Source organism: Achromobacter sp. ISS7, from assembly GCF_056523125.1.
This window is the reverse complement of sequence record NZ_JAWRZD010000001.1, coordinates 5,312,164-5,337,185: the sequence shown is the minus strand read 5'-3', so window position 1 is coordinate 5,337,185 and position 25,022 is coordinate 5,312,164. Positions and strand designations below refer to the sequence as shown.

The window sequence follows — 25,022 nt, the reverse complement described above, 5'->3', positions numbered from 1 at the left end:
AACACTCAGAAGAACAACACACAGCGGCACCGTCCGCGCCCCCCAAGGAGACACGCATGCAGACAGATTTCCCCGGACAGGGCGCCGTCGCGCCCGCGCCCGCCGGCGAACGCCGGCCATCCGACGCGCTGGTCAGCGCCGAGGACCGCAAGGTGCTTGCCGCCACGCTGGTCGGCTCGGCCATCGAGTGGTACGACTACTTCATCTACGTGCAGGCCGCCGGCCTGGTGCTGGGCTCGCTGTTCTTCGCCCCGTTCGTCCAGGACAGCCCCGAACTGTCGCTGATCCTGTCGTTCGCCACCGTCGGCGTGGCGTTCCTGTTCCGGCCGCTGGGCGCCATCGTCTGTGGCCACCTGGGCGACCGCTACGGCCGCAAGCGCGTGCTGGCGGCCACGCTCATCCTCATGGGCGTTTCCACCGCACTGATCGGCGTGCTGCCGACCTACGCCCAGATCGGCCTCTGGGCGCCCGTGATCCTGGTGGGCCTGCGCGTGCTGCAGGGCTTCTCGGCCGGCGGCGAATGGGGCGGCGCGGCGCTCATGGCGGTCGAACACGCGCCCACGGACCGGCGCTCGCTGTTTGGCGCGTTTCCGCAGATCGGCGTGCCGCTCGGCATGATCGTCGCCACCGGCGCGCTGTGGTGCATCACAACCCTGGTCGGTCCCGAGAATTTCATGGCCTGGGGCTGGCGCATCTCCTTCCTGCTGTCGATCGCGCTGATCATCGTTGGCGTCTTCATCCGCCGCGCGGTCGAGGAATCGCCGGTGTTCCTGCGCATGCAATCGCGCCGCAGCCATTCCTCGGCGCCGCTGGGTGCGCTGCTGCGCAAGTATCCGCGCCAGATCGCGCTGACCACGCTGATCTTCGTGGGCAACAGCACCGCAGGCTACCTGCTGGTGGGTTTTTTCATCAGCTACGGCAGCCGCGCGCTGCACATGCCGCCGCAACAGGTGCTGATGATCTGCACCCTGGCCGCCGCCTGCTGGCTCGGCACCACGCTGCTGGGCGGCTGGCTCGGCGACCGCATCGGCCGCGTGCGCACCTTCCAGCTCGGTTACCTGCTGCTGGCGCTGTGGGCCATCCCGATGTGGACCTTCATCGAATCGGGCGATCCGCTGCAATTCGCCCTGGCGCTGGCCGCGCTGTCGTTGCCGCTGGGCCTGACCTATGGCCCGCAGGCCGCGCTGTATGCGGAGATGTTCCCCGCCGACGTGCGCTATTCCGGCGTGTCGGCCGGCTATGCGCTGGGCTCGATCCTGGGCGGCGCCTTCGCCGCCATGATCGCGCAGTCCATCATCTCCGCCACCGGCCAGTCGTGGCTGGTGGGCGTGTACGTCGTCGTCATGGCCGCGATCTCGTTCATCGCCGTCACGCTGGTCCAGGACCGGCCCGGCGTCACCCTGCACGCCGAATGACGCCCGCCGTCCGGAATCCGCGCACGCTCCGGACGGCATTTCCCCGCACAGACCTGTACCGACCATGACCCGCATCCGCCAGCAAGACCTGATCGACGCCATCGCCGGCGCGTTGCAGTACATCAGTTGCTACCACTCGCCCGACTACATCGCGCACCTGGCTCGCGCCTACGAACGGGAGGCCAGCGCGCCAGCCCGCGACGCCATGGCGCAGATCCTGGCCAGCTCGCGCCTGGCCGCCATCGGCCAACGCCCCATCTGCCAGGACACCGGCATCGTCAATGTCTTCCTGGAGGTCGGCATGGACATCCAATGGGCGGACTTCACCGGCAGCCTGGAGGACGCGGTCGACGCCGGCGTGCGGCGCGCCTGGCTGGACCCCGACAACCCGCTGCGCGCCTCGGTCATCGCCGATCCGCTGTTCACCCGCGTCAACACCCGCGACAACACGCCCGCCGTCACCCGCGTCCGGATCGTGCCCGGCGACAAGCTGGAGGTCATCGTCGCGGCCAAGGGCGGCGGATCGGAAAACAAGGCGCGGCTCGCCATGTTGAATCCCGGCGACAGCGTGGTGGACTGGGTGCTGGCGCAGGTGCCGGCGATGGGCGCCGGCTGGTGTCCGCCCGGCATGCTCGGCATCGGCGTCGGCGGCACCGCCGAAAAGGCCGTGCTGCTGGCCAAGGAAAGCCTGATGCAGCCGCTCGACATGCACGCCTTGCAGGCGCGCGCCGCCGATGGCGAGGCGCTGGCGCCCGAAGAGGCGCTGCGCCTGGAACTGTACGAGCGCATCAACGCGCTGGGCATCGGCGCGCAGGGCCTGGGCGGCCTGACCACGGTGCTGGATGTGAAGCTCAAGACCTACCCGACCCACGCCGCCGCCAAGCCAGTCGCGCTGATCCCCAACTGTGCCGCCACCCGCCACGTCCGTTTCGTGCTCGATGGCAGCGGACCGGCACAACTGGAACCGCCATCGCTCGACCTGTGGCCCGACCTCGGCCCGCGCTCACAGGCCGCCGAGGCCCGGCGCGTCGATCTGGACACGCTCACTCGCGACCAGGTCGCCGGCTGGCGCGCCGGGGAGACCCTGCTGTTGAACGGCCGCATGCTCACTGGCCGCGATGCGGCCCACCAGCGCATCCGCGAACTGCTGGCGCAAGGCAAGCCGCTGCCGGCGGATTTCCGTGACCGCGTCATCTACTACGTCGGACCGGTGGATGCGGTGCGTGACGAGGCGGTCGGCCCGGCCGGCCCCACCACGTCCACGCGCATGGACGGCTACACCGACATGATGCTGGCGCGCACCGGCCTGATCGCGATGGTCGGCAAGGCCGAGCGCGGCCCCGAGGCAGTCGCCGCGATCCAGCGTCACCGCGCGGCCTATCTGATCGCCGTGGGCGGCGCCGCCTACCTGGTGTCCAGGGCCATCCGCCACGCCCGCGTCGTCGCGTTCGCGGACCTGGGCATGGAAGCCATCTACGAATTCGACGTGGTCGACATGCCGGTGACGGTGGCCGTGGACGCCGACGGTGGCAACCTGCACGTGAGCGGGCCCGCGCAATGGCGCCGCGATGCCCGGCTGCCGATCCGCGTCGAGGCGCCGGGCGCGGGCCTGCCTGCGTAGCCCGCGGGCCGACGCGGGCGCTGCCGCCTCACCCCAGGTATTCCACGTTGCCGCACACCGAGATGCTCTGGCCGCTGATCATCGCGCCCTCTTCCGAGCACAGGAACGCCACCTGATTGGCGATGTCCTCGGGCTGGGTCATCTTGCGCAGCGACACCTTTTCCACCAGCTGCGCGCGCATGGCGTCGTTGCTGACGCCGCCCGCCGCCGCGCGCGCGGCGATGATGCGTTCGACCCGCTCGCCCGCCACCACGCCCGGCAGCACCGAGTTGACGCGGATGCCGGACGGCCCCAGCTCCATCGCCCAGGTCTGCGTCAGTCCGGCCAGCCCGAACTTGCTGGCGCTGTAGGGGCTGCGCAGCGAGAAGCCCAGGCGGCCCGCGACCGACGAGATATTGATGATGGCGCCGCCGCCGGCCTCGCACAGCAGCGGCACCGCGCTGCGCGCGCACAGGAACGTGCCCGTCAGGTTGACGTCGAGCGTCGCCCGCCACGCCGCCAGGTCCGTGTCCTCGAGCCGGCTGGTGGGACCCGAGACGCCGGCGTTGTTCACCAGCGCATCGAGCCGGCCCCAGCGCGTGGCCAGGTCCGCGAACATCGCCAGCACCTGCGCCTCATCGGACACGTCCGTGACGCTGCCGCTCAAGCCCGGATGCGCCTGCACGGCCGCCTGCACCGCCTCCGCGGCCACATCGCAGATATGCACCTGCGCGCCCGACGCCAGGAACTTGCGCGCGATCGCCAGGCCGATGCCGCCCGCGCCGGCGGTGATCAGGACCCGCTTGCCTTTCAACGATTCGATCATCAGGCTTCACCTCTTGGAAAATGCCGCATCGGTCTCACAGCGCGAATGCCGGCCGCACGCCGCCGCGCAGCGGCAGCCCCAGGATCTCGCGCGCCTCGGCGGGCGTCGCCGGCTCCATGTCCATCTCGCGGATGATGCGCACGATGCGTTCGGTCAGCTGCACGTTGGTCGCCAGCTCGCCGTGACGGTAATACAGGTTGTCTTCCAGCCCCACCCGCGCGTGGCCGCCCAGCAGCAGCGCGCTGATGTTGGCCTCCAGCTGCGACGGTCCGATGCCGCTGACGCAGAAGATGCTGTTCTTGGGCAGCAGGTCCACCATCATCTGCAGGTGGCGCGGCGAGAACGGCATGGCGTTCTGGAAGTTGCGGTGCACGTTCATCACCAGGTTGATGAAATGCGGTTCCTCGTCCAGTCCCTCGCCGATCAGCGTGGTGGCGTCCTGCAGGATGTGGGTCGGGCTGAACACCTCCCACTCCGGCTTGATGCCGCGCGCCTTCATGCCGGCCGCCATCTCGCGCGCGCGGCTCAGCGGCGTGTTCATCAGGTACTCGCGGTCGCCGAAGGCCAGGTTCAGCGTGGTGGCGTCCAGCGTGCACATCTCGGCGCCGGCCTCCATGCCCTTGAGGCGCTCTTCCCACAGGATCTCCCAGGTGCCCGGCGTGGTCTCCTTGACCATGTCGCCATGCACGCCGCCGCCGGTGGAGTTGTTCAGCACGATGTCGCAACGTTCGCGGATGCGCTGGTTCATGTCGCGGTAGATGGCCGCGTCGCAGGTGGCCTGGTCGTCGGGGCGGCGCGCGTGCAGCGCGACCACGCTGGCCCCGGCGTTGTAGCAGCGGTAGACGTCCTCGGCGATCTCGGCCGGCTGGGTCGGCAGGTGCGGGTTCTGGCTCTTGAACGCCATGCCCCCGGTGGGGGCAATGGTCACGATCACTTTGCGTTTTGCCATGGCGGTTCTCTTATTTCCAAAGGGCGCAGCGGGTCTCGGCCTTGGTGGTGAAGGCTTCGTTGCCGTCGATGGTCTGCACCACCTTGAAGTAGTCCCAGGGCGCCTTCGATTCCTCGGGCGTCTTGACCTGCAGCAGGTACATGTCGTGCACCACGCGCCCGTCCGGACGCACCACGCCGTTCTTGATGTAGACGTCGTTGAGCTTGTTCTCGCGCAGGTAGGCCAGCACCTTGTCGGCATCGTCCGTGCCGGTGGCCTTGACCGCGCGCAGGTACTGGATGGCCGCCGAGTAATCCGCCGCCTGCAGCGACGACGGCATGGCGTTGCGGCGCTCGTAGAATTTCTGCGCCCAGGCCCGCGTCTCGTCCGACGCATTCCAGTACCAGCTGTCGGTCAGGTACATGCCCTTCGCCGTGTCCAGGCCCATGGCGTGGATATCGTTGATGAACATGATCATGCCGGCCAGCCGCATCGTCTTGGTCAGGCCGAACTCGTTGGCCGCCTTGATCGCGTTGGTCGCGTCCGCGCCGGCATTGGCCAGGGCCAGGATCTCGGCCTTGCTGGCCTGCGCCTGCAGCAGGAACGACGAGAAATCGCTGGTCGACAGCGGATGCTTGACCGACCCGACCACCTTGCCGCCGCCCGCCTCGACCACCTTGGTGGTATCGGCCTGCAGCGCGTGGCCAAAGGCGTAGTCGGCCGTCAGGATGTACCAGCTCTTGCCGCCCGCCTTCACCACCGCCGCGCCGGTGCCGCGCGCCTGCGCCACGGTGTCGTAGGCATAGTTCAGCGTGTACGGCGTGCACTGCTCGTTGGTCAGGGCCGGCGCGCCCGCGCCCACCACGATGATCGGCTTCTTCTTGTCGGCGGCCACCTTCGACATCGCCAGCGCCGTGCTGGAATTGGTGCCGCCAATCAGCATGTCCAGGCCGCGCTGGTCGAACCACTCGCGCGCCTTGGCCGAGGCGATGTCAGCCTTGTTCTGGTGGTCCGCCGTCAGCAGCTCGATCTTCTTGCCGTTGATCTCGCCGCCCATCTCCTCGATGGCCATCTTGATGGCCTCGGCCCCGCCAGGGCCGTCCGGCCCCGAATAGACCCCCGACATGTCGGTAATGAAGCCGATCCGGATCACGTCGTCGGAAATCTGCGCCCGGGCCGCGCCCGCGTGCAGCAGCGCGCCGGCAATGGCGCCGGCCAGGACAGCGCGCGAAAACCTGCGTGGCATTGACAACATACCTGTCTCCTCTTATGGTTTTTTGGCTCTGGGGCCCCGAATATTCTCGGACTGGCCCCCGAAGCGAACAGTCATCATGTTGACAAAGCGCCCTAGGGTTTACCTGGGCGCGATCACCACGGCGAAACGGGGAAAACCATGCGAGCACCGGCGGGCAGCGTTGGCCACGAATCAGCCAGCCCCAGGCGGCGGCCCAAGCAGGATCCGGTGGACCGGATGCTGGCCGTCGTGCCCTGGTACAACGGCCTGCCACGCCTGGAGCGCGAGGTCGTGCGCGCCGAACTGCGCGTGGTCACATTGCAGGCGGGCGAACGCCTGTTCCGCGAGGGCTCGAGATCGCTGGGCTGGTATGGCGTGGTGGACGGCCTGGTGAAATGGTCGTCGCGCGGGTCGGACGGCCGGTCGCTGTCGCTGGCCGGCTTCAGCACCGGCAGCTGGTTCGGCGAGGCCACCATGATCCGCCGCGAGCCGTTCGAATACGAAGTGGTGGCGCTGCGCCCGAGCCAGGTCGCGATCCTGCCGCGCGACACCTGCGAACGCCTGTGGAACCACAACATCGAATTCACCAAGGCGCTGATGATGCACCTGGCGCAACGCGTGAACTGGCTGATGGCCTGCTACACCGGCAACGTGCTGCTGGACGTCGACACCACGGTGGCCCGCGCCGTCGCCGCGCAGCTGAACGCCGAGCAGCATTCCGGCACCAACGGCCGGCTCAAGATATCCCAGGAGGAGATCGCCAGCCTGTGCGGCGTCTCGCGCCAGCGCTGCAACGCCACGCTGACGCGGCTGGCGCGGGAGGGCGTATTGCAGACGCATTATGGCGGCATGACGATCCTGGACCGGGAAGGCTTGTACCGCCATGCGAAGCTGAACCGCGAGCCGGCGGATCACCCGACCGACATGCCAACCTAAGGATGCGAACAATGGCAGACATCACGAATGACGCCGATGCGTCCGGGTTCGCGGAGCCGGACGTGGCACAGACCCTGGCGCTTTTCAAGCAGATCGGATTCATTCCACCGGTGCATGCATCGGACGGCGATCTGCCCGGCTGGGAATTTGCAGGCCGCGCCGAAATCAAGCTCGCGACACTGAGGCCGGACGAGCCTCTGGGCGTTTCATCGCCCATTCCCCCGGAAGCGAAGACGTTCTTCATGAAGCTGGCGCAATTCCGCCAGGAAATGCAGGTCATCACGGACCCGACCGGCACTTACGTTTTCGAGCCCGGCGCGGAGCCGGAACATATCCCGCATCCCGAAGAGGCCGCGCCCCGAAAAGCGTGGTGGAAATTCTGGTGACGCCGAGGCCCGCCTGACCGCGCTACGCGGCCGCGCTGCGTGACCGGCGCAAAGCCACGACCTGCTCCGCCCCCACTGCGCGGGCCCGCAACTGGCCACAGCCGCCGTCCACGTCCTGCCCGGCGCTGTTGCGCACCTTGGTCAGCACGCCGCGGCGATGCAGCGTGCGCACGATCTCGCGGATGCGTTCGGTCTCGGGGCGCTGGTAGTCATCGCCTTCGAGGCTGTTGAAGGGAATGACGTTGAGCACGCCGAACTTGCCCTTGAGCAGGCGCGGGATCGCGTCCAGTTCGTCGTCGCCGTCGTTGACGCCCTTGAGCAGGGTCCACTGGTACTGGACCGGGTAGCCCGTGTCGCGGGCGTATTTTTCACCCAGCTCCACCAGGGCTTCCGGCGCGATCCTGGGCGCGCGCGGCAGCAGGTGCTCGCGCAGCTCGGCCCGGGTCGTGTGCAGCGACAGCGCCAGCGCGGGCTTGACCGGTTGCCGCGGCAACGCGTCGAACACGCGCGCATCCCCCACGGTGGAGAACACCAGGTTCTTGTGGCCGATATTGCCTTCGGTGCCGAGCAGGTTGATCGCCTCGAGCACGTTGTCCAGGTTGTGCGCCGGCTCGCCCATGCCCATGAAGACGACCTTCTTGACCGCGCGCTGGCGCCGCGCCAGCACCACCTGCGCCAGGATTTCCATGCTGGCGACCTGGCGGATCAGGCCGCTCTTGCCGGTCATGCAGAAACGACAGCCGACCGCGCAGCCAACCTGGGTGGAAACACAGAGTCCGTCGCGCGGCAGCAGCACGCTTTCCACCATCTGCCCGTCGGCCAGATCGACCAGCAGGCGCGAGCCGTCGTGGCCGGCATGCTCGGAACGGACACGGGCCAGGCCGTCCAGCTCCGCCGCCAGGGCGGGCAGGGCCTCGCGCAGCGCCAACGGCAAGTAGTTGTCGAAGCGCCGCCGCCACGTGTCGCTGTCGAACGCCTGCCCGGTCAACCAGGCGCGCATGACCCGCCCGCGATGAGCCGGCTGGGCGCCCAGGGAGGCGAGACGTTGTTCGAAATCGGAATAGCGCATGGGGAGCGGATTTTACCGCGCCCGCCACGGGCGCCTGGCAGGCGCGATGCCCAGCATGACGAGCCGGGCGCAGCCCCGCCTACGCCGCGATGGCCTGGGCCAGTTGCAGGATGGACAGCGGCGCGCAGCCCTCGGCGTCGTTGCTGATCGTCACGTAGGCCGGCTGGCCCGCGCCGGTAATGCCGCGGACCGTGCGCGCCAGCACCGTGCGAGTGGGGATGTCCTCGCTGAGAATGGCATTGAACGGATCATGCTTCTTCTGCGCGGCGGCATAGCCATACGGGCCGAAAACCCGGTTCAGGTTCCAGCGGCAGACCAGCGGCCCCGGCCACAGCGCGCGCAGCATCGGCAGTTGCGCTTCGATCGGCGGCATCTTGCCATGCAGCCCCAGGCAAAAAGTGGCCCCATGCGCCTTGAGCGTGTCCACCATCGCCTGGCCCAACAGTTCCGGGTCGCGTACTTCCACCGCGACGATCACGGCCTCATGCGCGGACAATGCCTCCCGCACGGCCGCCAGCATCTGCCCCAGCTTCTCGAACAGCGATGCCGAGCGACTCAGCCAGCCCAGCGGCAGCGGACTCAGCTGGAACACCAGGACGCCGAGCTTGGCCCCCAGGCCTTCGAGCGCCGGCCGCACGAATTCCTGGACCGCCAGCGACGGATCGAGGAAAACCGGGTTGGCATCGCGCGTCCTGCCCTCGTCGCCCCGCACCTGGGCGTCGGTAATGCTGGAGGGGCATTTGACGACGAAACGGAAATCATCGTCGACCTGTCCCGCGTAACCGGCATACTGGCTCGCCGTCAACGGCTGCCAGAAAGTCCGGTCGACGCAAACCGTGCGCAAAAGCGGATGCCGGTGGTAGGCGCCCAGGCCGTGCCGGGACAGCGTGCTCGAATCGTATTCGCCGTCCCAGACCAGCCCTTCCCAGCCGGGGTATGACCAGGTGGAGACGCCAAAGCGCAACTGTGCCGGCAGCTGCCCCGCGAGCGCGCTCCATTCCTGCCCCGCGGGAGCGGGCAGCACCCTGGCCATGCCGCGAAGGGCGGAAAGGTCGGGAGTGGCACGAGGCGCGGCATGATCCGGCGTGTTGGCCGGCGGCACGGGTAGCGAATCGCCGAAAAGATCGTCTTGCATACGTGGGGTTCTGGCACGGGGATGGGCTATAGGGTACTTGAATCGCGCCGGCTCAATCGTTCCCCGTCGACGCCCACTCGCCTGGCTGCCGTGCCGCCCACGGCAGGCTGCGCTCCAGCTGGCCGGCCACCTGGAACAGCACATCCTCGCGGCCGGCCGGCGCAACGAACTGCATGCCAATCGGCAGGCCGGTCGCGGCGTCCTGGAACAACGGCACCGACATGGCCGGCAGTCCGGCGGCATTGAAAACCGGAGTGAACGGCGAACTGCCGAAGACGCGGTCAGTCCATTGGTGGCCGTCCATCGTGTCGGCGCCGGCGGCATAGGTCCCCAACGCCGGAGCCAGGTCGGGCAGCGTGGGGGTCAACAGCAGGTCGTAGCGCGAAAAGAACGCCGCCACGCCGCGGGTCACGGCATTGCGCAGATCGAGGGCATGGAGCATCTCGATGGCGCCGATCGCACGCCCCGTCCGATAGACCGCGAGCGTCTGCGGCTCCAGGGTTGCCAGGTCGGGCTGGCGCCCCGTGGCGCCCGCGATGCCGTCGATCCATGCGGCGATATTGGCGGACCAGAGCACCGAGCTGGCATGCACGAACGCCTCCCAGCTGACGCCCAGCGGCGCCTCGGCCTCTTCGACCTCGTGGTCTAGCGAGGCGCACAGCCGCACCGCCTCGGCGAGGCGCTCCAGGACGCGCGCCTGGGTGCGCTGGCCTCCCCAGGCCTGCGGCATGACGCCGATGCGCAGCTTGCCGGGCTCGATGCCCACTTGCGCCAGGTAGCGGCCGACCGGCGGCGCAATCGCATACGGTTCGCCATCGGCCGCGCCGTGCACCGCGTCCAGCAGCGCGGCGCTGTCACGGACCGAACGGCTGACGCCGAGCTGCGCCGCCAGGCCGTTGATGGCCTCTTCCAGCCCGGGCCCATTGGACACGCGGCCGCGCGTCGGCTTGAGCCCGAACACGCCGCAAGCCGCCGAGGGAATGCGGATCGAGCCGGCCGCGTCGGTGGCATGGGCCAACGGCACGATGCCGGCGGCCACCGCCGCCGCGGCGCCGCCGCTCGATCCGCCTGCGCCGTGGGCCACATTCCAGGGGTTGCGCGTCGGGCCGCACAGCGTGGATTCGGTCGTGCCGCTCCAGGCGAACTCGGGTGTGGCGGTGCGCCCCAGGGTCACCAGCCCGGCCTCGCGAAAGCGCCGCATCAGCAGCGAATCGGCCGCGGCCGTGAAGCCTTGCGCCAGCCGGCTGCCGAACTCGTTTTTCCGGCCGGCCATCGCGACCCCCACATCCTTGATCAGGAAAGGGACGCCCGCCAGAGGCGAATTTCTGTCCCGCGCGGCGTCAACGTCGGCCAGGTCCGGCGACCAGCTTTCGATCACCGCGTTGATGCGCGGATTGATCCGCGCGCACGCGCCAAGCGCCGTGTCGGCGAGCTCCCGCGGACTCACCTCGCCTTGCGCGATGAGGCCGCCAAGCCCGACCGCGTCGTATTGCACGTACTCTGAGAGCTTCATTACTGTTTCCTATCGACCAGGGGTGGCATAGAATCGCCACTGAGTGATACTGATCAGTATCAACGGAATCCGAATGATGATACCGATCGGTATCGCCGTCAATAACCCATGACAAGAAAACAGAGCGACAAGCAGAACGAGGCCGTGCCCGCCCCCACTCCCGCGCCGCGCGAACGCGTGCTCGCGGCGGCCGGCGAGCTGTTCTACAACGATGGCATCCGGGCGACCGGCGTCGATGCCATCGCCGCCCGCGGCAACACGACGAAGATGGCGATCTATCGCCATTTCCAATCAAAGGATGTGCTGGTGACCGAATGGCTGCGCCAGGTGATCGACGACTACTGGCGCGCGCTCGATGCCATCGAGGCCGCGCATCCGGACGATCCCCGCGCGCAGATCCTTGGATGGGTCACTTATTTTTCGGACGAAGCGCGAGCCTGGTCGCACCGTGGCTGCGCGTTCATCAACTCGATCGCGGAGCTGCCCGACCCGGAACATCCCGGTCGCAAACTGATCGAGGAACACAAGGCGCGGCAATGGCGGCGGCTGGCCAGCCTGTGCGAGCAGGCGGGCCTGGCGTCGCCGGAAGACACGGCGAGCGAACTCACGTTCATATTCGAGGGCGCGCAGGTGTCCGCGCAGAACCGCTCAATCCGCGACACCGACCGGCAGTTGCGGCGGATCGTCGATGCCGTCATCGCGCGGCAGGCTACGGTTGGGCGTCGGTGAATGGAGCGGGTGAAGGGAATCGAACCCTCGTATGAAGCTTGGGAAGCTGCCGTTCTACCATTGAACTACACCCGCTCGGGTGTCGTGCCCCGGCGCAAGACCCGGGCAGAGGCGAAGATTATAGCCTGGGTTTTTCCACCCCAGGCCGCCCCCATCAGTTCGCCGTGATACCCGCCGCTTTCACCACCTTGCCCCAGCGGTCCAGCTCGGCCTGGGTGTAGTCGCCCAGCGCCTTCGGCCCCATGAATTCCGCCTCGGCGCCCTGCTCGGCCGCTTTCTGGCGGAAGGCCTCGGTCTGCATGATCTTCTGGATTTCACCGGCGATCTTGTCCACCACCGGCGCGGGCGTGTCCCTGGGCGCGTACATGGCGAACCAGGACGAGACGATCAGGCCGGGATAGCCGGCCTCGGCGGCGGTGGGCACGTCCGGCAGCGACGCCAGGCGCGTGTTGCCGGTGACGGCCAGCGCGCGCAGCTTGCCCGCGGCGATCTGGCCGAGCAGCGGCGGCGGCGTGGTGATGGTCATGTCGACGGCGCCGCCCAGCAGGTCGTTCAGCGCGGGGCCGGTGCCCTTGTAGGGGATGTGGGTGATCTGCGTGCCGGCCATCTGGTTGAGCAGCTCGGTCGCGACCTGCTGCAACGAACCGTTGCCGGACGAGGCGTAGTTGAGCTTGCCGGGATTGGCCTTGGCGTAGGCGACCAGGTCCTTCAGGGACTTGATCGGCAGGTCCGGCCGCACCACCACCACCTGGGGCGCGGACAACACATTGGCGACCGGCGCGAAGTCCTTGATCGGATCCCAGCCGGACGTCGGCGTGACGTGCGGGGTGATGACCTGGAAGCCCGAATACTGCAGCAGCAGGGTGTAGCCATCGGGCTTGGCGCGCGCGACGGCCTGGGCGGCGATGCCGCCGGAGCCGCCCGGCTTGTTTTCGACGACGACGCTCTGTCCCAGCGCCGCGCCCAAGGGCTGCGCGATGAGCCGGGCGGCGATGTCGGTGGTGCCGCCGGGCGCGGCCGACACGATCAGCGTGACCGGGCGATTGGGAAAATCCGCCTGCGCCTGGGCGGCGGCGGCGGTGGTCAGGCCCAGCGCGACGGCGCAGGCGCGTAGCGCGGGAAGGGAACGGAAGGGGGTCATGCGGTTGTCTCCTTGCTGTTTTTATGAAGCGCCCGAGGGCGGGCGCGTGGTGTAAAGCAAAAGCCTATGCGGCGTCGGGCGCCGGCCCGAAGCGCTCCGCCAGCCAGGCGGGCGGCGCATGCACGGCCAGCCGCGGGCCGGCGCGCAACAGCGCCATGGGCAGCTCGCGGCCGACCAGCCCCGGCAGGCCGCGCAGGATGGCGAGCAGCGCGTCGAGGGACACGCCCGTCTTCACGCCCATGCACTCGAACATGTGGACCAGTTCCTCGGTGTTGACGTTGCCACTGGCGCCCGGCGCGTACGGGCAGCCGCCCAGGCCGCCGGCGGCGGCGTCGAAGCGGGTGATGCCGGCCTGCCAGGCGGTGACGGCGTTGGCCAGCGCCATGCCGCGCGTATTGTGCAGATGGACGGTCAGCGCGATGCCCGGCAAGCGTTGCGCGGCCAGCGCGCACAGCTCGCCCACCTGGCTGGGATAGGCCATGCCGGTGGTGTCGCACAGCGTGATGCCGCGGGCGCCGGCGTCGACCAGGCGGGCGGCCAGGTCCAGCACCTGCGCCGCGGGCACGTCGCCATCGAACGGACAGCCGAACGCGGTCGACAGCGAGACATTGCAGGGCGCCCCGGCGCGCTCGGCGGCGGCCAGCACCTGGCTGAGTTCGTCGAACGATTGCTGGCGGGTCATGCGCAGGTTGGCGCGGTTGTGCGTCTCGCTGCACGACATGACCAGGTTCATCTCATCGACGCCGGCTTCCAGCGCCCGCTCCAGGCCGCGGATGTTCGGCACCAGCGCGGTATAGATCACGCCAGGCCGGCGGAGGATGCCCTGCATCACGGCGCCCGCGTCGGCCAGCGCCGGAATCGCCTTGGGCGAGGTGAAGCTGGTGACCTCGATGCGGGCGAAGCCGCAATCGGACAGCGCGTCGATGAAGGCGATCTTGTCTTCGGTGGGCACCATGCGCGCTTCGATCTGCAAGCCATCGCGCGGGCCGACCTCGTTGATCTCCAGGACGGGGGAACCGGTATTCATGGGTGCATCCTCGCTGCCGGGCAGCGGAAATTGAAAGGGGTCATGCGATCACGCCGCGCGCCCGCAGCGCCTCGCGTTGCTCCGCGCTCAGCCCCGCCGCCTCCAGCACCGCGTCGGTGTGCTCGCCCAGCGTCGGCGCGCGCTCGCGCACCGCGCCGGGGTTGGCCGACAGGCACGGAAACACCGCCGGCATGTCCACCGCGATGCCGCTGGCGGCCTCCAGGCGCGTGATGGCGCCGCGCGCCTGATAGTGCGGATCGTGGGCGATGTCGGCGACCGAATAGATGCGGCCCGACGGCACGTCGGCCTCGCGCATCGCCTGCAACACCTCGTCGATGGCACGCTCGCCGGTCCAGGCGCCGATGGCCTGGTCGATCTCGGCGACGCGGCGGGCGCGGCCGTCGTTGTGCGCCAGGTCGGGATCGCGGCCCAGGTCGTCGCGGCCGATGCGGGCCATCAGGCGGGTGTAGATGGCGTCGCCATTGCCCGCGATCAGCACATAGCCGTCACGGCACGGATAGGCATTGGACGGCGCGATGCCGGGCAGCGACGCGCCGGCCGGCTCACGCACGGCGCCGAACACCGAGTATTCCGGCAGCAGGCTTTCGCTCAGGTTGAACAGGCTCTCGTACAGCGCGGCGTCGATGACCTGGCCCTGGCCGCCACGGGCGTCGCGCTGGTACAGCGCCAGCAGCACGCCCAGCGCGCCATGCAGGCCGGCGATGGTGTCACCCAGCGACAGGCCGGCGCGCACCGGCGCGCGGCCGGGCTCGCCATTCAGGTAGCGCAGGCCGGCCATGGCTTCGCCGATGGCGGCAAAGCCCGGCTCGCGCGCCTTGGGACCGGTCTGGCCATAGCCGGAAATGCGCAGCATGATCAGGCGCGGGTTCAGCGCGTGCAGCGTCTCCCACGACAGGCCCCACTTCTCCAGCGTGCCGGGGCGGAAGTTCTCGATCAGCACGTCGGCCTCGGCCGCGAGCTGGCGCACGATGTCCTGGCCCTCGGGCTGGCGCAGGTCGACGCAGACGGATTGCTTGTTGCGCGACTGCGCTTCCCACCACACCGAGGTGCCCTCGTGCAGCAGGCGCCATTTGCGCAGCGGGTCGCCCTGCCCCGGCGGTTCGATCTTGACGACCTGCGCGCCGAAATCCGCCAGCGTCTTGGCGGCGAACGGCCCCGCGATGAGTTGTCCCAGTTCCAGCACGCGTATGCCGGCGAGTATCTGCCCTGCCATGTCGCCTCCCGGGCGCATCCAACCGATGATGGCGGGCAGTGTGCGCCATCGGCCGCGGCGGCGGAATGGACGATTCGGGAAGGGGGCATTCCCGGATCGAGAAAGCCCCTTGATGCGCCACGCCGCGGCGGAAACCGCGGCACGCCGTCGCGCCGCCTCAGGCCGCGGGCGGCTCCTGGACGTCGCGCAGATGCGCCAGCAGCAGCCGCGCCGCCACCGGCAGCGCATCGGCATCGCGCACGCCCAGCAGCAGCCAGCGGCGCGCCCAGTCGTCGGCCAGCGGAATCAGGCGAATGGGCATGGAGCGCGCATGCGGTTCGGCCGCCAGGCGCGGCAGGATGCCGACCCCGCGCGTGGCGGCCACCATGCGGCAGATGGCGTCGAAGCTGCGCACCTGGATGCGCAGCCGCATGTCGCGCCCCAGCCGGCCGCTCTCGTCGGCCAGGCGGGTCGCCAGCGAGGTCGCGGGCGGCAGGCCGACGTAGTCGTAGGCCAGGGTGTCGGCGAACGCCACGCTGGCCTGGCGCGCCAGCGGATGGCGCTGCGGCACGATCAGCACCAGCTCGTCGAGCCGGTACGGCACGGTGGCCAGCCCCGCCGCCGGAGTGCGGTCGGCGAACACGCCGATGTCGGCGCGGTTCTCCAGCACGGCGGTGACGATGTCGCTGCTGTTCTGCTCTTCCAGGTCGATGCGCACGGCCGGGTGCGCCTCCATGAAGGAGGCCAGGTCTTCCGGCAGGAACTGGGTCAGCGACGAGGTATTGGCGGCGATGCGCACCTGCCCGCGCACCCCCCGGGCATAGTCGGACAGGGTGCCGGCCATCTGCTCGACTTCCTGCAGCACTCGCAGGGCATGGACCAGGCAGGCCTGGCCCGCCTCGGTCAGTTCGACGCCGGCCGCGTTGCGGTAGAGCAGCTGGGTGTCCAGCGCGGCTTCCAGGTCCGAGATGCGCTTGCTGGCCGCCCCCACCGCCAGGTGGGACGCGCGCGCGCCGGCCGAGATGCTGCCCTGGCGGGCCACCGAGACGAAAAGCGAGAGCGTGACGAGGTCGATGCGGGCGATATTCATGGCGGGCAGGCGGCGCCAGGCGGACGCCGCGGCTGCACTATAGCGCGCGGGCCTCCCGCCCCCCGTCCGGGCCGGGCGCCAGCGATAAGTCCCCATTTAATCCCCGAGGCGGACTGCAGCCCGGCGGGGCTGCCACTACAATCCCGCCTATGACAACGAACAGCTCTGCGAATCCGCCCGTGAACACCCCCGCAACACCCGGCAACCCCGACGCGCCCGCGTCGGTTTCCCCCCAGACCGAGGCCGCGCTGGCCAGCACCGCGCACGCCCCCAACAGTCCGGGCGCCACCCACATCCGCAGCTTCGTCCACCGCCGCGGCCACATCACCCAGGGCCAGCTGGCCGCGCTGGAACAGCTGCTGGGCAAGTGGTCGATTCCCTACGCCGCCAAGCGCCTGGATCCGGCCACCGCCTTCGGCCGCGAAGCGCCGACGGTGCTGGAAATCGGTTTCGGCATGGGCGAGACCACCGAGAAGATCGCACTGGCGCGTCCGGGCGACAACTTCCTGGGCGTGGAAGTGTTCAACGCCGGCGTGGGCTCGCTGCTGCGCCGCATCGAAGACTCCAGCATTCCCAACCTGCGCATCATCCAGCATGACGCGGTCGAGGTCGTGCGCGACATGATCGCGCCGGATTCGCTGGCCGGCGTGCACATCTACTTCCCCGACCCGTGGCCCAAGAAGCGCCACCACAAGCGCCGCCTGGTGCAGCCGCCGTTCATCGCGCTGCTGGCCAGCCGCATCGCGCCGGGCGGCTACATCCATTGCGCCACCGACTGGGAAGACTACGCGGTGCAGATGCTCGACGTGCTGGGCAACGAGCCGCAACTGAAGAACACGTCGGACGGCTACGCGCCGCGCCCCGACTACCGCCCCCTGACCAAATTCGAGACGCGCGGCCTGCGGTTGGGCCACGGCGTCTGGGACCTGATCTTCAAGCGAGTCGCCTGATGCTCTACCCCGCGATCGAACCCTACCGCCACGGCATGCTGGAGACCGGCGACGGCCACCAGGTCTATTGGGAAATGTGCGGCAACCCGCAGGGCAAGCCGGCGGTGTTCCTGCACGGCGGCCCCGGCAGCGGCTGCTCGCCCGTGCATCGCCAGCTGTTCGATCCGCAGCGCTACAACGTGCTGCTGTTCGACCAGCGCGGCTGCGGCCGCTCGACGCCGCACGCCAGCCTGGACAACAACACCACCTGGCACCTGGTGGCCGACATCGAGCGCCTGCGCACCGAGATCATGGGCGCGGACCAGTGGCTGGTGTTCGGCGGCTCGTGGGGTTCGACGCTGGCGCTGGCCTATGCCGAGACCCATCCGCAGCACGTCAGCGAACTGGTGGTGCGCGGCATCTTCACGCTGCGCCACGCCGAGGTCCAGTGGTTCTACCAGGAAGGCGCGTCGTGGCTGTTCCCCGATCGCTGGGAAGAATACCTGGCCCCCATCCCGCAAGCCGAGCGCGGCGACCTGGTCACGGCCTATCACAAGCGCCTGACGGGCAATGATCCCGCCGAGCAACTGCGCGCCGCCAAGGCCTGGAGCAAATGGGAAGACAGCACCATCACGCTGCTGCCCAGCCCGCGCCACCAGCAGAGCCACGCCGCCGACCGCGCCGCGCTGGCCTTCGCCCGCATCGAGAACCACTACTTCGTCAACGCCGGCTTCATGGAAGAAGGCCAGCTGATCCGCGACGCCCACAAGCTGCGCGACATCCCCGGCACCATCGTGCAGGGCCGCTACGACGCCTGCACCCCGGCGCGCACCGCCTGGGACCTGCATCGCGCCTGGCCCGAGGCCGAATTCCACATCGTGCCCGACGCGGGCCACGCCTTCGACGAACCCGGCACGCTGGCGCGCCTGATCGCCGCCACCGACGCCTACGCCAAACGCTGAGGAGACCGACATGCACATCACCCTGAACGGCGACGCCCGTGAATTCCCGCTGGACACCACGGTGAACGAACTGCTCGAAACGCTCGGCTACGCCGGCAAGCGCGTGGCGGTGGAACGCAACGGCGAGATCGTGCCCAAGAGCCAGCACGCGCAGACCGCGCTGACCGACGGCGACCAGGTCGAGATCGTGGTCGCGGTGGGCGGCGGCTGAGCGGCTCCGCCAGGACGCCACGATCGCCACCCATAAAAAGGGCTGCAGCAATGCAGCCCTTTTTTTCATCATCCTGACGGATGGCTAGCAACCTGTTACACGATTACCCCTCTCTGGCGGCGACGCGGCGAGTCATAATCGTTGGTGCCGGCGCGCCCGGGCCTGGCCCGGCAGGCAGGCTTGAACGCTACCGCCCCGCCCGCCGCGGGGCCACGCCATTGCCGGCATCGTGCGCAGAAGTCCAGGGGCCCCGCGCCCTGACATGCATCGCTCTTTCTCTCACCGCAACATAGATAAAGGAAACACGATGGGTCTGCTCAATTTCATCAAGGACGTTGGAGAAAAGCTCTTCGGTGCCAGCGAAGCCAAGGCGGCCACGCCGGACGAACTGAAGAAGGAACTCGACAAGCACGGCCTGAACGCCGATGGCCTGCAGATCTCGGTCGATGGCGACAAGATCACGGTGACGGGCGAAGCCGCCAACACCGAAGCCGCCGAGAAAATCGCGCTGGCGCTGGGCAACACCGTCGGCGTGGCCGCGGTGGACAATCAGTTGAAGGTCAAGCAGGCCGCGCCCGAAGCCAAGATGTACACGGTGCAGAAGGGCGACAACCTGTGGAAGATCGCCGAGGCGCAATACGGCAAGGGCCAGGGCGCCAAGAACACCCTGATCTTCGAGGCCAACAAGCCGATGCTGACCAGCCCCGACAAGATCTATCCGGGCCAGGTGCTGCGCATCCCGCCCCTGTCGTAGGCAACCGAACAGAATGGGCCCTCACGGGCCCGTATCGCGGCGCAGAACCCCCTGCCTGCCGCGATGATTTGGCCAGGCGCAATGCCTGGCCATTTTTTTGATGCCGATTCCTGAGCAAGAGCCGGCGCTCATCGGCAGGCCCGAGGGACGGGCCCTGCCGCCGGGCGCCCGCGCGCCGGTCAGCCCTTCATGAAGCGGCCCATGCCCTTCATGCCGCCCATGGCGCGCATCATCTTGGCCATGCCGCCCTTCTTCATCTGCTTCATCATGCCCTGCATCTGCTCGAACTGGGCCAGCAGGCGGTTGACCTCCTGCACCGGCACGCCCGAACCTGCCGCGATGCGGCGCTTGCGCGAGGCCTTGATGAGCTCCGGCTTGGCGCGCTCGGCGGCCGTCATGGAGTTCAGGATGCCCTCGGTGCGGCGCAGCTGCTTTTCCGCCTGGCCGCCTTGCAACTGGCCGGCGGCCTGCTGGAACTGGGCCGGCAGCTTTTCCAGCAGCGAGCCCATGTCGCCCAGCTTCTTGACCTGGCCGAGCTGGTCGCGGAAGTCATTCAGGTCGAACTTGTTGCCCGACTTGATCTTGGCCGCCAGCTTCTGGGCCTCGGCGATGTCGATGTTCTTCTGGGCCTGCTCAACCAGCGAGACGATGTCGCCCATGCCCAGCACGCGCTGCGCCATGCGCTCGGGGTAGAACGGCTCCAGGCCATCCAGCTTTTCCGAGACGCCGACGAACTTCAGCGGCTTGCCGGTGACGTGGCGCACCGACAGGGCCGCGCCGCCGCGGGCGTCGCCGTCCAGCTTGGTCAGCACCACGCCGGTCAGCGGCAGCGCCTCGGCGAAGGCCCGGGCGGTATTGACCGCGTCCTGGCCCTGCATGGCGTCGACCACGAACAGCGTTTCGATCGGCTTGACCAGGTCATGCAGCGCGCGGATCTCGCGCATCATGGCCTCGTCGATGCCCAGGCGGCCGGCCGTGTCCAGGATCAGCACGTCGTAGTGGTGGCGGCGGGCGTGGTCGACCGCATTGCGGGCGATGTCCTCGGGCTTCTGGCTGGGATCGGACGGCAGGAAATCGACGCCGACCTGCGCCGCCACGCTCTTCAACTGGTCGATAGCGGCCGGACGGTAGACGTCGGCGGACACCACCAGCACTTTTTTCTTGCCGGTCTTGCGGCCGTGCTGGGTGTGCTGGCCTTCGCTCAGCCAGCGGGCCAGCTTGCCGGTGGTGGTGGTTTTACCGGCGCCCTGCAGGCCGGCCATCAGGATCACGGCGGGCGGCTGCACCGCCAGCGACAGTTCGCCAGAATCGGCGCCCAGGTCGCCGCCCATGAGGGCGGTCAGTTCCTTGTGGACCACGCCCACCAGGGCCTGGCCGGGGCTGAGGCTGCTGGAGACTTCTTCGCCCAGCGCCTTTTCCTTGACCCGGGCGACGAAATCGCGCACCACGGGCAGCGCCACGTCGGCTTCCAGCAGGGCCATGCGCACTTCGCGCAGCATTTCCTGGGTGTTGGCCTCGGTCAGGCGGGCTTCGCCGCGCAGCGTCTTGACGACGCGCGACAGGCGTTGAGTTAGGTTATCGAGCATGAGAGGCGTTTCCGCTTAAACTAGTTGATTGAACGGTGGCCGCAGGCGCGGATTCCGCACTGTCGGGCGGCATGCGCCCCCAGGCCCCATCCAGACAACGGTTTCTATGTCACTAGGCATTGTATTTCACACAGCGGCCGCCTTGGCGTACGCCGTGCTGGGGGGATCCCTCTGGATCCGCCTGGCGGGCGCCGGGGAAGTCGAACAAACGGGCAAGATCGCCCGTCTGTGCCTGCTGGGAGCCCTGGTTCTCCATGGAATCGGGCTGCAACAATCCATGCTGGGGGCCACGCACCTGTTCATCGGGTGGGCGCTGGCCCTGTCGGCCGCCATCTGGCTCGGCATGGTCGTCTTCTGGCTCGAAAGCCTGCTGGTGCGCATCGACGGCCTGCAATTGCTGCTGCTGCCGGCCGCCACCCTGGCCAGCGGCCTGGCCGCCCTGTTCCCCCAGGGCCAGTTCGTGCCCCACGCCGACAACGCCTGGCTGCGCGTCCACCTGCTGATCGCCCTGGCCGCCTACGGCCTGATCACCATCGCCGCCCTGCACGCGATGATGATGGCCCTGCTCGACCGCCACCTGCACCGTCCGCTGGACGCCCCCGCCGAGCGCAGCATCGTCGGCCGCGTGCTGGATTCGCAGCCGCCGCTGCTGGTCCAGGAACAGCTGCTGTTCCGCATCATCTGGATCGGCTTCGTGGTGCTGACCCTGGCCGTCGGCTCGGGCTCGATCGCCTCCATGAAGCTCACCGGCCAGATCCTGCCGTTCGACCACAAGACCGTCTTCACCCTGCTGTCCTGGCTCACGTTCGGCGTCCTGCTGGCCGGCCGCCACATCTGGGGCTGGCGCGGCCGCGTGGCGCTGCGCTGGACCCTGACCGGGTTCGGTTTCCTGATCCTGGCCTACACCGGCAGCCGGTTCGTGCTGGAAGTCATTCTGCATCGAGGCTGACGTGGGCAAGCTGCTGTTCTGGATCGTCATCATCATCGGCGTGCTGTTCGTGGCGCGCATCGCCGGCCGCATGGCCGCCGCCCGCCAGGAAGGCCCCGCGGGCGGCCGCCCCCAGGGCAAGGCCGGCCAACCCGCCGCCCGCGCCCCGGAAGCCATGGTCCGCTGCGCCCACTGCGGCATCCACCTGCCGCGCTCGGAAGCCCTGCTGCAGGGCGGCCAGACCTGGTGCAGCCAGGAACACGCCCGGCTGGGGCCCGCCGCGAAATAAAAGACCGGCCAAAAAGCTGGCCTGAACGTCACAGCGCAAAAGGCTGGCCCAAACGACGGGCCGGCCCGGATTGGCTGGCCCGCCCGCCAGGGGCGTCCGGCCCGCCGCAGGCGAATGGCAGGTCGCCGACAGCACCGCGCTCTTATTTGTCCCCTTTTTGCTCGCACGGCATAATGCATGTTGGATACCAACCTGCTTTCCTCCCATGCCCCTGCTTCTGGATCGACATGGCTGGCTGGCGCCGGCCCCGGGTGTTGCCCGCCTGCCCTCCCCCAATTGCGACGCGCGTCCCCGCGATGCGCAGGTATCGCTGCTGGTGTTGCACAACATCAGCTTGCCGCCCGGGCAATTCGGCGGCCCCGAGGTGGCCGGCCTGTTCCTGAACACGCTGGACTACGCCTCGCACCCCTGGCTGGAACGCCTGCGCGGCCTGCGCGTGTCGGCCCACTTCTTCATCCGCCGCGACGGCCGCATCGTGCAGTTCGTCTCCACTGACGCCCGCGCCTGGCATGCCGGCGTCTCGCGCTTCGCCGGCCGCGAGCGCTGCAACGACTTTTCCATCGGCATCGAGCTGGAAGGCACCGATACCCTGCCCTACACTGACGAGCAGTACACGGCGCTGCGCCGGCTGACGCCAGTGCTGCGCACGCGCTACCCCCTGGCGGCCGCCTGGGGCCACGAACACATCGCCCCCGGCCGCAAGACCGACCCGGGGCCCGCTTTCAACTGGACGCGCTTCGGGCGCGACAGCGGCTTTGCGCGGCGGCAGTTGCCGCCCGCCTGACCCTTACAAGGACCGGTTATGTTGAAGATCTGGGGACGGCTGACGTCCGTCAACGTGCAGAAAGTGATGCTGGCGGTGCGCGAACTGGCGCTGCCGCACACCTTCATCGAGGCCGGCGGCCCGTTCGGCGTGGTCGACACGCCCGAGTACGCCAAGATCAACCCCAACCGCACCGTGCCCGCCATCGACGACGGCGGCTTCGTGCTGTGGGAATCGAACGCCATCGTGCGCTACCTGGCCGCGCGCTACGGCGCCGGCACGCTCTGGCCCGAGGACGTCTGCCTGCGCGCCGACGCCGACCGCTGGATGGACTGGCAGACCACCGAATGGCAAGGCGCCATGGGCCCCGCCTTCCTGGGCCTGATCCGCACGCCCGAGGCCAAGCGCGACCACGCCGCCATCGACCTGTCGGTCAAGCGCAGCAATGCCCGCGCCCAGATTCTGGATCAGGCCCTGCAAGGCCGCGAATTCATCGCCGGCCGCCACCTGACCATGGGCGACATCGCCCTGGTGTGCTCCGCGCACCGCTGGCTGGCGCTGCCGATCGAGCGGCCGGACACGCCGGCGCTGTCGGCGTGGTACCGCCGCGTGATGATGCGGCCGGCGCCGCAGGGCGTGTTGACGTTGCCGTTGGAATAGCAGCCCCGCCAGGCGGAGGCATGCAACTGCACGCCTTCAGTCCCCCGCATCCGGGGCATATTTTGATTTAGCCGAAGAAGAAATTCTCACTGTCGAGATAGGGATAATTACTGCCGATCAAGTCGGCCATCATGTATCCGTATCCGCTCGGCGTGGAAAGATCGGCGTAGTTCGTATATTCGATGAAGAAGTCCGCGATCCCATCGCCGGTTCTGTCTCCCTCCAGGCTTACTGTGGACGCCCGCCACGAACCGCTTTCGTCATCATGAATGACGGGCCAATCCAGTCCGTGATGGTCCTCGGTCACATACCGGAGTTCTCCGGCATGCCCGGTGAACTTTCCTGTGCCGATAAACCGCATGGCCTGACGTCCCTCGGTATTCAGGTCACCATCCAGGTTTGAAAAATCGAGCAGGTCCGGCTCGATCCGCAGCCCCCCATATCCCCCAAGATAGGCCGGGTAGTAGTGCTCGAGGTTGAAAGGTTCCTGATCGCAGATCAACCAATAGCCGCCCATGAGCACGCGGGCGACCGTCTATAGACATAGACGGTTGAGCCGCGATTTACAGTAAAAATCCGCCGCGATTCAGACCAACTCTCATACTCAAGCCCGCGTCGCGCGATCCGGAGCATGCCGCCACCATCGCGGCAACAGCGTCCAGCTCCCTACTCCACCCAAGGCGTGCTCGCCCAGATCTTCCGCAACCTTCCGTCATCCTGCTTTAAGCGTTCCTGCCACTGCGGCCCATCGAGATAATCCATCTCGGTGAACTGCTGCTTCATCTGGGCCTGGAACTCCGGATTGGCGGCGACCTTGCCCAGGGCCTGCCGCAGTTTTTCCGCGACGTCGGCGGGCAGCCCCTTGGGCGCGACGATGCCGCGCTCCGACGCGAACACCAGGTTCACGCCCAGTTCCTTGAAGGTCGGCACGTCCGGCCCCAGCGGCGAACGCGCCTCGCTGGCTTGCGCCAGCACGCGCATGTTCTTGCCGTGGTAAGGCATGACTTCCCCCAGGTTCAGGCCGCCGATCACCGTGTGTCCGCCCAACACCGAACTGCGCAAGGGCCCCGCGCCGTTGTACGGCACGTGATTTAGCTTGGTGCCGGTCAGGTTCTGGAACAGCACCAGCGCCAGGTGGTCGTCGGTGCCAACGCCGGTCGAGCCGTAGCTGATCGCACCCGGTTTCTCGCGCGCCGCCTTGATCAGGGCATCCAGCGTTTGGTATGGACTGTCGGCCGCGACGCTGAAAGCGCTCGGGTCGCGCACCAGGTTGGCGAGATAGGTGAAGTCGCCGGTGGTGAAGCCGGCCTTGCGTTCGATCGGCAACGACACCAGCCCGGGCATATTGGTCATGGCCAACGTATAGCCATCGGGCTTGGCGCGCGCCACGTACGACAGCGCAATGGCGCTGGATGCGCCCGGCTTGTTCTGCACCACGATGGTGGTGCCCAGCTCCTTTTCCAGGAACACCGCCAGCGAACGGGCGGTCAGGTCGGTGCCGCACCCGGGCGCGAAGCCCACCACCAGCTCGATGGGATGGTCAGGCCAGGCCCAGGCCGGCCACGCGGCGCACAGCGCGGCCACGGACAGCGCGGCGCGAGCGGCCGCCTTGCGTGTAAAGAACATGGTTGTCTCCTGTTGGGGTACTGCTGTTGTTATGCGTTGTGATGGGCCGGACATGCCGGCCCATCATGCGGG

Annotated in this window: 26 protein-coding genes and 1 tRNA gene; 13 read left to right on the top strand and 14 right to left on the bottom strand. The window is 68.4% G+C overall.

The genetic code is table 11. From position 1 onward, the window contains the following. Positions 1 to 56 precede the first annotated feature (56 nt). The gene (locus AC1HFW_RS24275) at positions 57 to 1,415 is read left to right on the top strand and encodes an MFS transporter (RefSeq protein WP_479285411.1); all 1,359 of its coding nucleotides are present in this window, start codon (positions 57 to 59) and stop codon (positions 1,413 to 1,415) included. A 64-nt stretch (positions 1,416 to 1,479) separates the two neighbouring features. Further along, positions 1,480 to 3,036, top strand: coding sequence for a fumarate hydratase (locus AC1HFW_RS24270; protein ID WP_479285410.1), 1,557 nt, complete (start codon positions 1,480 to 1,482; stop codon positions 3,034 to 3,036). A 28-nt stretch (positions 3,037 to 3,064) separates the two neighbouring features. Here the strand turns inward: AC1HFW_RS24270 and AC1HFW_RS24265 are convergent, their stop codons facing one another. Genes AC1HFW_RS24265 through AC1HFW_RS24255 form a run of 3 tightly spaced genes read right to left on the bottom strand, consistent with a single transcriptional unit; the run spans position 3,065 to position 6,024 of the window. After that, a complete protein-coding gene (locus AC1HFW_RS24265) occupies positions 3,065 to 3,841 on the bottom strand; it encodes an SDR family oxidoreductase (protein ID WP_479285409.1) in 777 nt (258 codons plus the stop codon). Positions 3,842 to 3,875: 34 nt separating this feature from the next. After that, positions 3,876 to 4,790, bottom strand: a complete 915-nt coding sequence (locus AC1HFW_RS24260) for a beta-keto acid cleavage family enzyme (RefSeq protein WP_061073209.1) — start codon at positions 4,788 to 4,790, stop codon at positions 3,876 to 3,878. 10 nt (positions 4,791 to 4,800) lie between these two features. Continuing rightward, positions 4,801 to 6,024, bottom strand: coding sequence for an ABC transporter substrate-binding protein (locus tag AC1HFW_RS24255; RefSeq protein WP_116521108.1), 1,224 nt, complete (start codon positions 6,022 to 6,024; stop codon positions 4,801 to 4,803). A 138-nt stretch (positions 6,025 to 6,162) separates the two neighbouring features. Here AC1HFW_RS24255 and AC1HFW_RS24250 point away from each other — a divergent pair, with 138 nt between their 5' ends. Next, the gene (locus AC1HFW_RS24250; RefSeq protein ID WP_225856542.1) at positions 6,163 to 6,939 is read left to right on the top strand and encodes a Crp/Fnr family transcriptional regulator; all 777 of its coding nucleotides are present in this window, start codon (positions 6,163 to 6,165) and stop codon (positions 6,937 to 6,939) included. An 11-nt stretch (positions 6,940 to 6,950) separates the two neighbouring features. Beyond that, on the top strand, positions 6,951 to 7,325 hold the full coding sequence (locus AC1HFW_RS24245; protein WP_479285408.1) for a hypothetical protein: 375 nt from the start codon (positions 6,951 to 6,953) through the stop codon (positions 7,323 to 7,325). A 22-nt stretch (positions 7,326 to 7,347) separates the two neighbouring features. On the opposite strand, the gene AC1HFW_RS24240 is transcribed toward AC1HFW_RS24245, so the two are convergent. The 3 genes from AC1HFW_RS24240 to AC1HFW_RS24230 form a co-directional block, all read right to left on the bottom strand. After that, positions 7,348 to 8,394, bottom strand: coding sequence for an RNA methyltransferase (locus tag AC1HFW_RS24240; protein ID WP_061073205.1), 1,047 nt, complete (start codon positions 8,392 to 8,394; stop codon positions 7,348 to 7,350). A 79-nt stretch (positions 8,395 to 8,473) separates the two neighbouring features. Next, complete coding sequence (locus AC1HFW_RS24235; RefSeq protein ID WP_479285407.1) at positions 8,474 to 9,529, bottom strand: DUF72 domain-containing protein; 1,056 nt, start codon at positions 9,527 to 9,529, stop codon at positions 8,474 to 8,476. A gap of 52 nt (positions 9,530 to 9,581) precedes the next feature. Then, entirely contained in the window at positions 9,582 to 11,042 is a 1,461-nt protein-coding gene (locus tag AC1HFW_RS24230; protein ID WP_479285406.1) for an amidase, read from the bottom strand. Positions 11,043 to 11,150: 108 nt separating this feature from the next. On the opposite strand from AC1HFW_RS24230, the gene AC1HFW_RS24225 reads away from it, so the two are divergent. After that, positions 11,151 to 11,771 (top strand): TetR/AcrR family transcriptional regulator, encoded by a 621-nt coding sequence (locus AC1HFW_RS24225; protein ID WP_479285405.1) that lies wholly within the window; start codon positions 11,151 to 11,153, stop codon positions 11,769 to 11,771. A 1-nt stretch (position 11,772) separates the two neighbouring features. Here the strand turns inward: AC1HFW_RS24225 and AC1HFW_RS24220 are convergent. The 5 genes from AC1HFW_RS24220 to AC1HFW_RS24200 form a co-directional block, all read right to left on the bottom strand. Beyond that, positions 11,773 to 11,846: transfer RNA gene (locus AC1HFW_RS24220), tRNA-Gly, on the bottom strand. Between the two features lie 79 nt (positions 11,847 to 11,925). Beyond that, complete coding sequence (locus AC1HFW_RS24215) at positions 11,926 to 12,912, bottom strand: Bug family tripartite tricarboxylate transporter substrate binding protein (RefSeq protein ID WP_479285404.1); 987 nt, start codon at positions 12,910 to 12,912, stop codon at positions 11,926 to 11,928. A gap of 64 nt (positions 12,913 to 12,976) precedes the next feature. Beyond that, the gene (locus AC1HFW_RS24210) at positions 12,977 to 13,939 is read right to left on the bottom strand and encodes a hydroxymethylglutaryl-CoA lyase (protein WP_479285403.1); all 963 of its coding nucleotides are present in this window, start codon (positions 13,937 to 13,939) and stop codon (positions 12,977 to 12,979) included. A gap of 40 nt (positions 13,940 to 13,979) precedes the next feature. Next, a complete protein-coding gene (locus AC1HFW_RS24205) occupies positions 13,980 to 15,173 on the bottom strand; it encodes a CaiB/BaiF CoA transferase family protein (protein WP_116521099.1) in 1,194 nt (397 codons plus the stop codon). Between the two features lie 157 nt (positions 15,174 to 15,330). Beyond that, positions 15,331 to 16,242, bottom strand: a complete 912-nt coding sequence (locus tag AC1HFW_RS24200) for a LysR family transcriptional regulator (RefSeq protein ID WP_006391533.1) — start codon at positions 16,240 to 16,242, stop codon at positions 15,331 to 15,333. A 179-nt stretch (positions 16,243 to 16,421) separates the two neighbouring features. Between AC1HFW_RS24200 and trmB the strand changes: the two genes are divergently transcribed. From trmB to lysM, 4 genes are all read left to right on the top strand, one after another. Then, positions 16,422 to 17,192 (top strand): tRNA (guanosine(46)-N7)-methyltransferase TrmB, encoded by a 771-nt coding sequence (trmB, locus tag AC1HFW_RS24195; protein ID WP_479285402.1) that lies wholly within the window; start codon positions 16,422 to 16,424, stop codon positions 17,190 to 17,192. Beyond that, positions 17,192 to 18,133 (top strand): prolyl aminopeptidase, encoded by a 942-nt coding sequence (pip, locus tag AC1HFW_RS24190; protein WP_006391535.1) that lies wholly within the window; start codon positions 17,192 to 17,194, stop codon positions 18,131 to 18,133. Before trmB ends, pip begins: the two co-directional genes overlap by 1 nt. A gap of 10 nt (positions 18,134 to 18,143) precedes the next feature. After that, positions 18,144 to 18,344 (top strand): sulfur carrier protein ThiS, encoded by a 201-nt coding sequence (thiS, locus tag AC1HFW_RS24185; protein ID WP_006391536.1) that lies wholly within the window; start codon positions 18,144 to 18,146, stop codon positions 18,342 to 18,344. Positions 18,345 to 18,651: 307 nt separating this feature from the next. Beyond that, the gene (gene lysM / locus AC1HFW_RS24180; RefSeq protein ID WP_006391537.1) at positions 18,652 to 19,098 is read left to right on the top strand and encodes a peptidoglycan-binding protein LysM; all 447 of its coding nucleotides are present in this window, start codon (positions 18,652 to 18,654) and stop codon (positions 19,096 to 19,098) included. Positions 19,099 to 19,277: 179 nt separating this feature from the next. Here lysM and ffh read toward each other — a convergent pair whose 3' ends face one another. Continuing rightward, the gene (ffh, locus tag AC1HFW_RS24175; protein WP_006391538.1) at positions 19,278 to 20,684 is read right to left on the bottom strand and encodes a signal recognition particle protein; all 1,407 of its coding nucleotides are present in this window, start codon (positions 20,682 to 20,684) and stop codon (positions 19,278 to 19,280) included. 106 nt (positions 20,685 to 20,790) lie between these two features. On the opposite strand from ffh, the gene AC1HFW_RS24170 reads away from it, so the two are divergent. From AC1HFW_RS24170 to AC1HFW_RS24155, 4 genes are all read left to right on the top strand, one after another. Further along, complete coding sequence (locus AC1HFW_RS24170; protein ID WP_035359597.1) at positions 20,791 to 21,633, top strand: cytochrome C assembly family protein; 843 nt, start codon at positions 20,791 to 20,793, stop codon at positions 21,631 to 21,633. A gap of 1 nt (position 21,634) precedes the next feature. Further along, positions 21,635 to 21,901 carry a PP0621 family protein gene (locus tag AC1HFW_RS24165; RefSeq protein WP_006391540.1) on the top strand — a complete coding sequence of 89 codons (267 nt, stop codon included), beginning with the start codon at positions 21,635 to 21,637 and terminating at the stop codon, positions 21,899 to 21,901. A gap of 205 nt (positions 21,902 to 22,106) precedes the next feature. Then, positions 22,107 to 22,685: a 1,6-anhydro-N-acetylmuramyl-L-alanine amidase AmpD gene (gene ampD / locus AC1HFW_RS24160; RefSeq protein WP_479285401.1), complete on the top strand. Its 579-nt coding sequence runs from the start codon at positions 22,107 to 22,109 to the stop codon at positions 22,683 to 22,685. Between the two features lie 18 nt (positions 22,686 to 22,703). Beyond that, positions 22,704 to 23,324: a glutathione S-transferase family protein gene (locus AC1HFW_RS24155; RefSeq protein WP_479285400.1), complete on the top strand. Its 621-nt coding sequence runs from the start codon at positions 22,704 to 22,706 to the stop codon at positions 23,322 to 23,324. 67 nt (positions 23,325 to 23,391) lie between these two features. Here the strand turns inward: AC1HFW_RS24155 and AC1HFW_RS24150 are convergent, their stop codons facing one another. Both AC1HFW_RS24150 and AC1HFW_RS24145 read right to left on the bottom strand, forming a co-directional pair. Then, entirely contained in the window at positions 23,392 to 23,841 is a 450-nt protein-coding gene (locus AC1HFW_RS24150) for a hypothetical protein (RefSeq protein WP_479285399.1), read from the bottom strand. Between the two features lie 149 nt (positions 23,842 to 23,990). Then, positions 23,991 to 24,950 (bottom strand): tripartite tricarboxylate transporter substrate binding protein, encoded by a 960-nt coding sequence (locus tag AC1HFW_RS24145; RefSeq protein ID WP_479285398.1) that lies wholly within the window; start codon positions 24,948 to 24,950, stop codon positions 23,991 to 23,993. Positions 24,951 to 25,022: the final 72 nt, after the last annotated feature.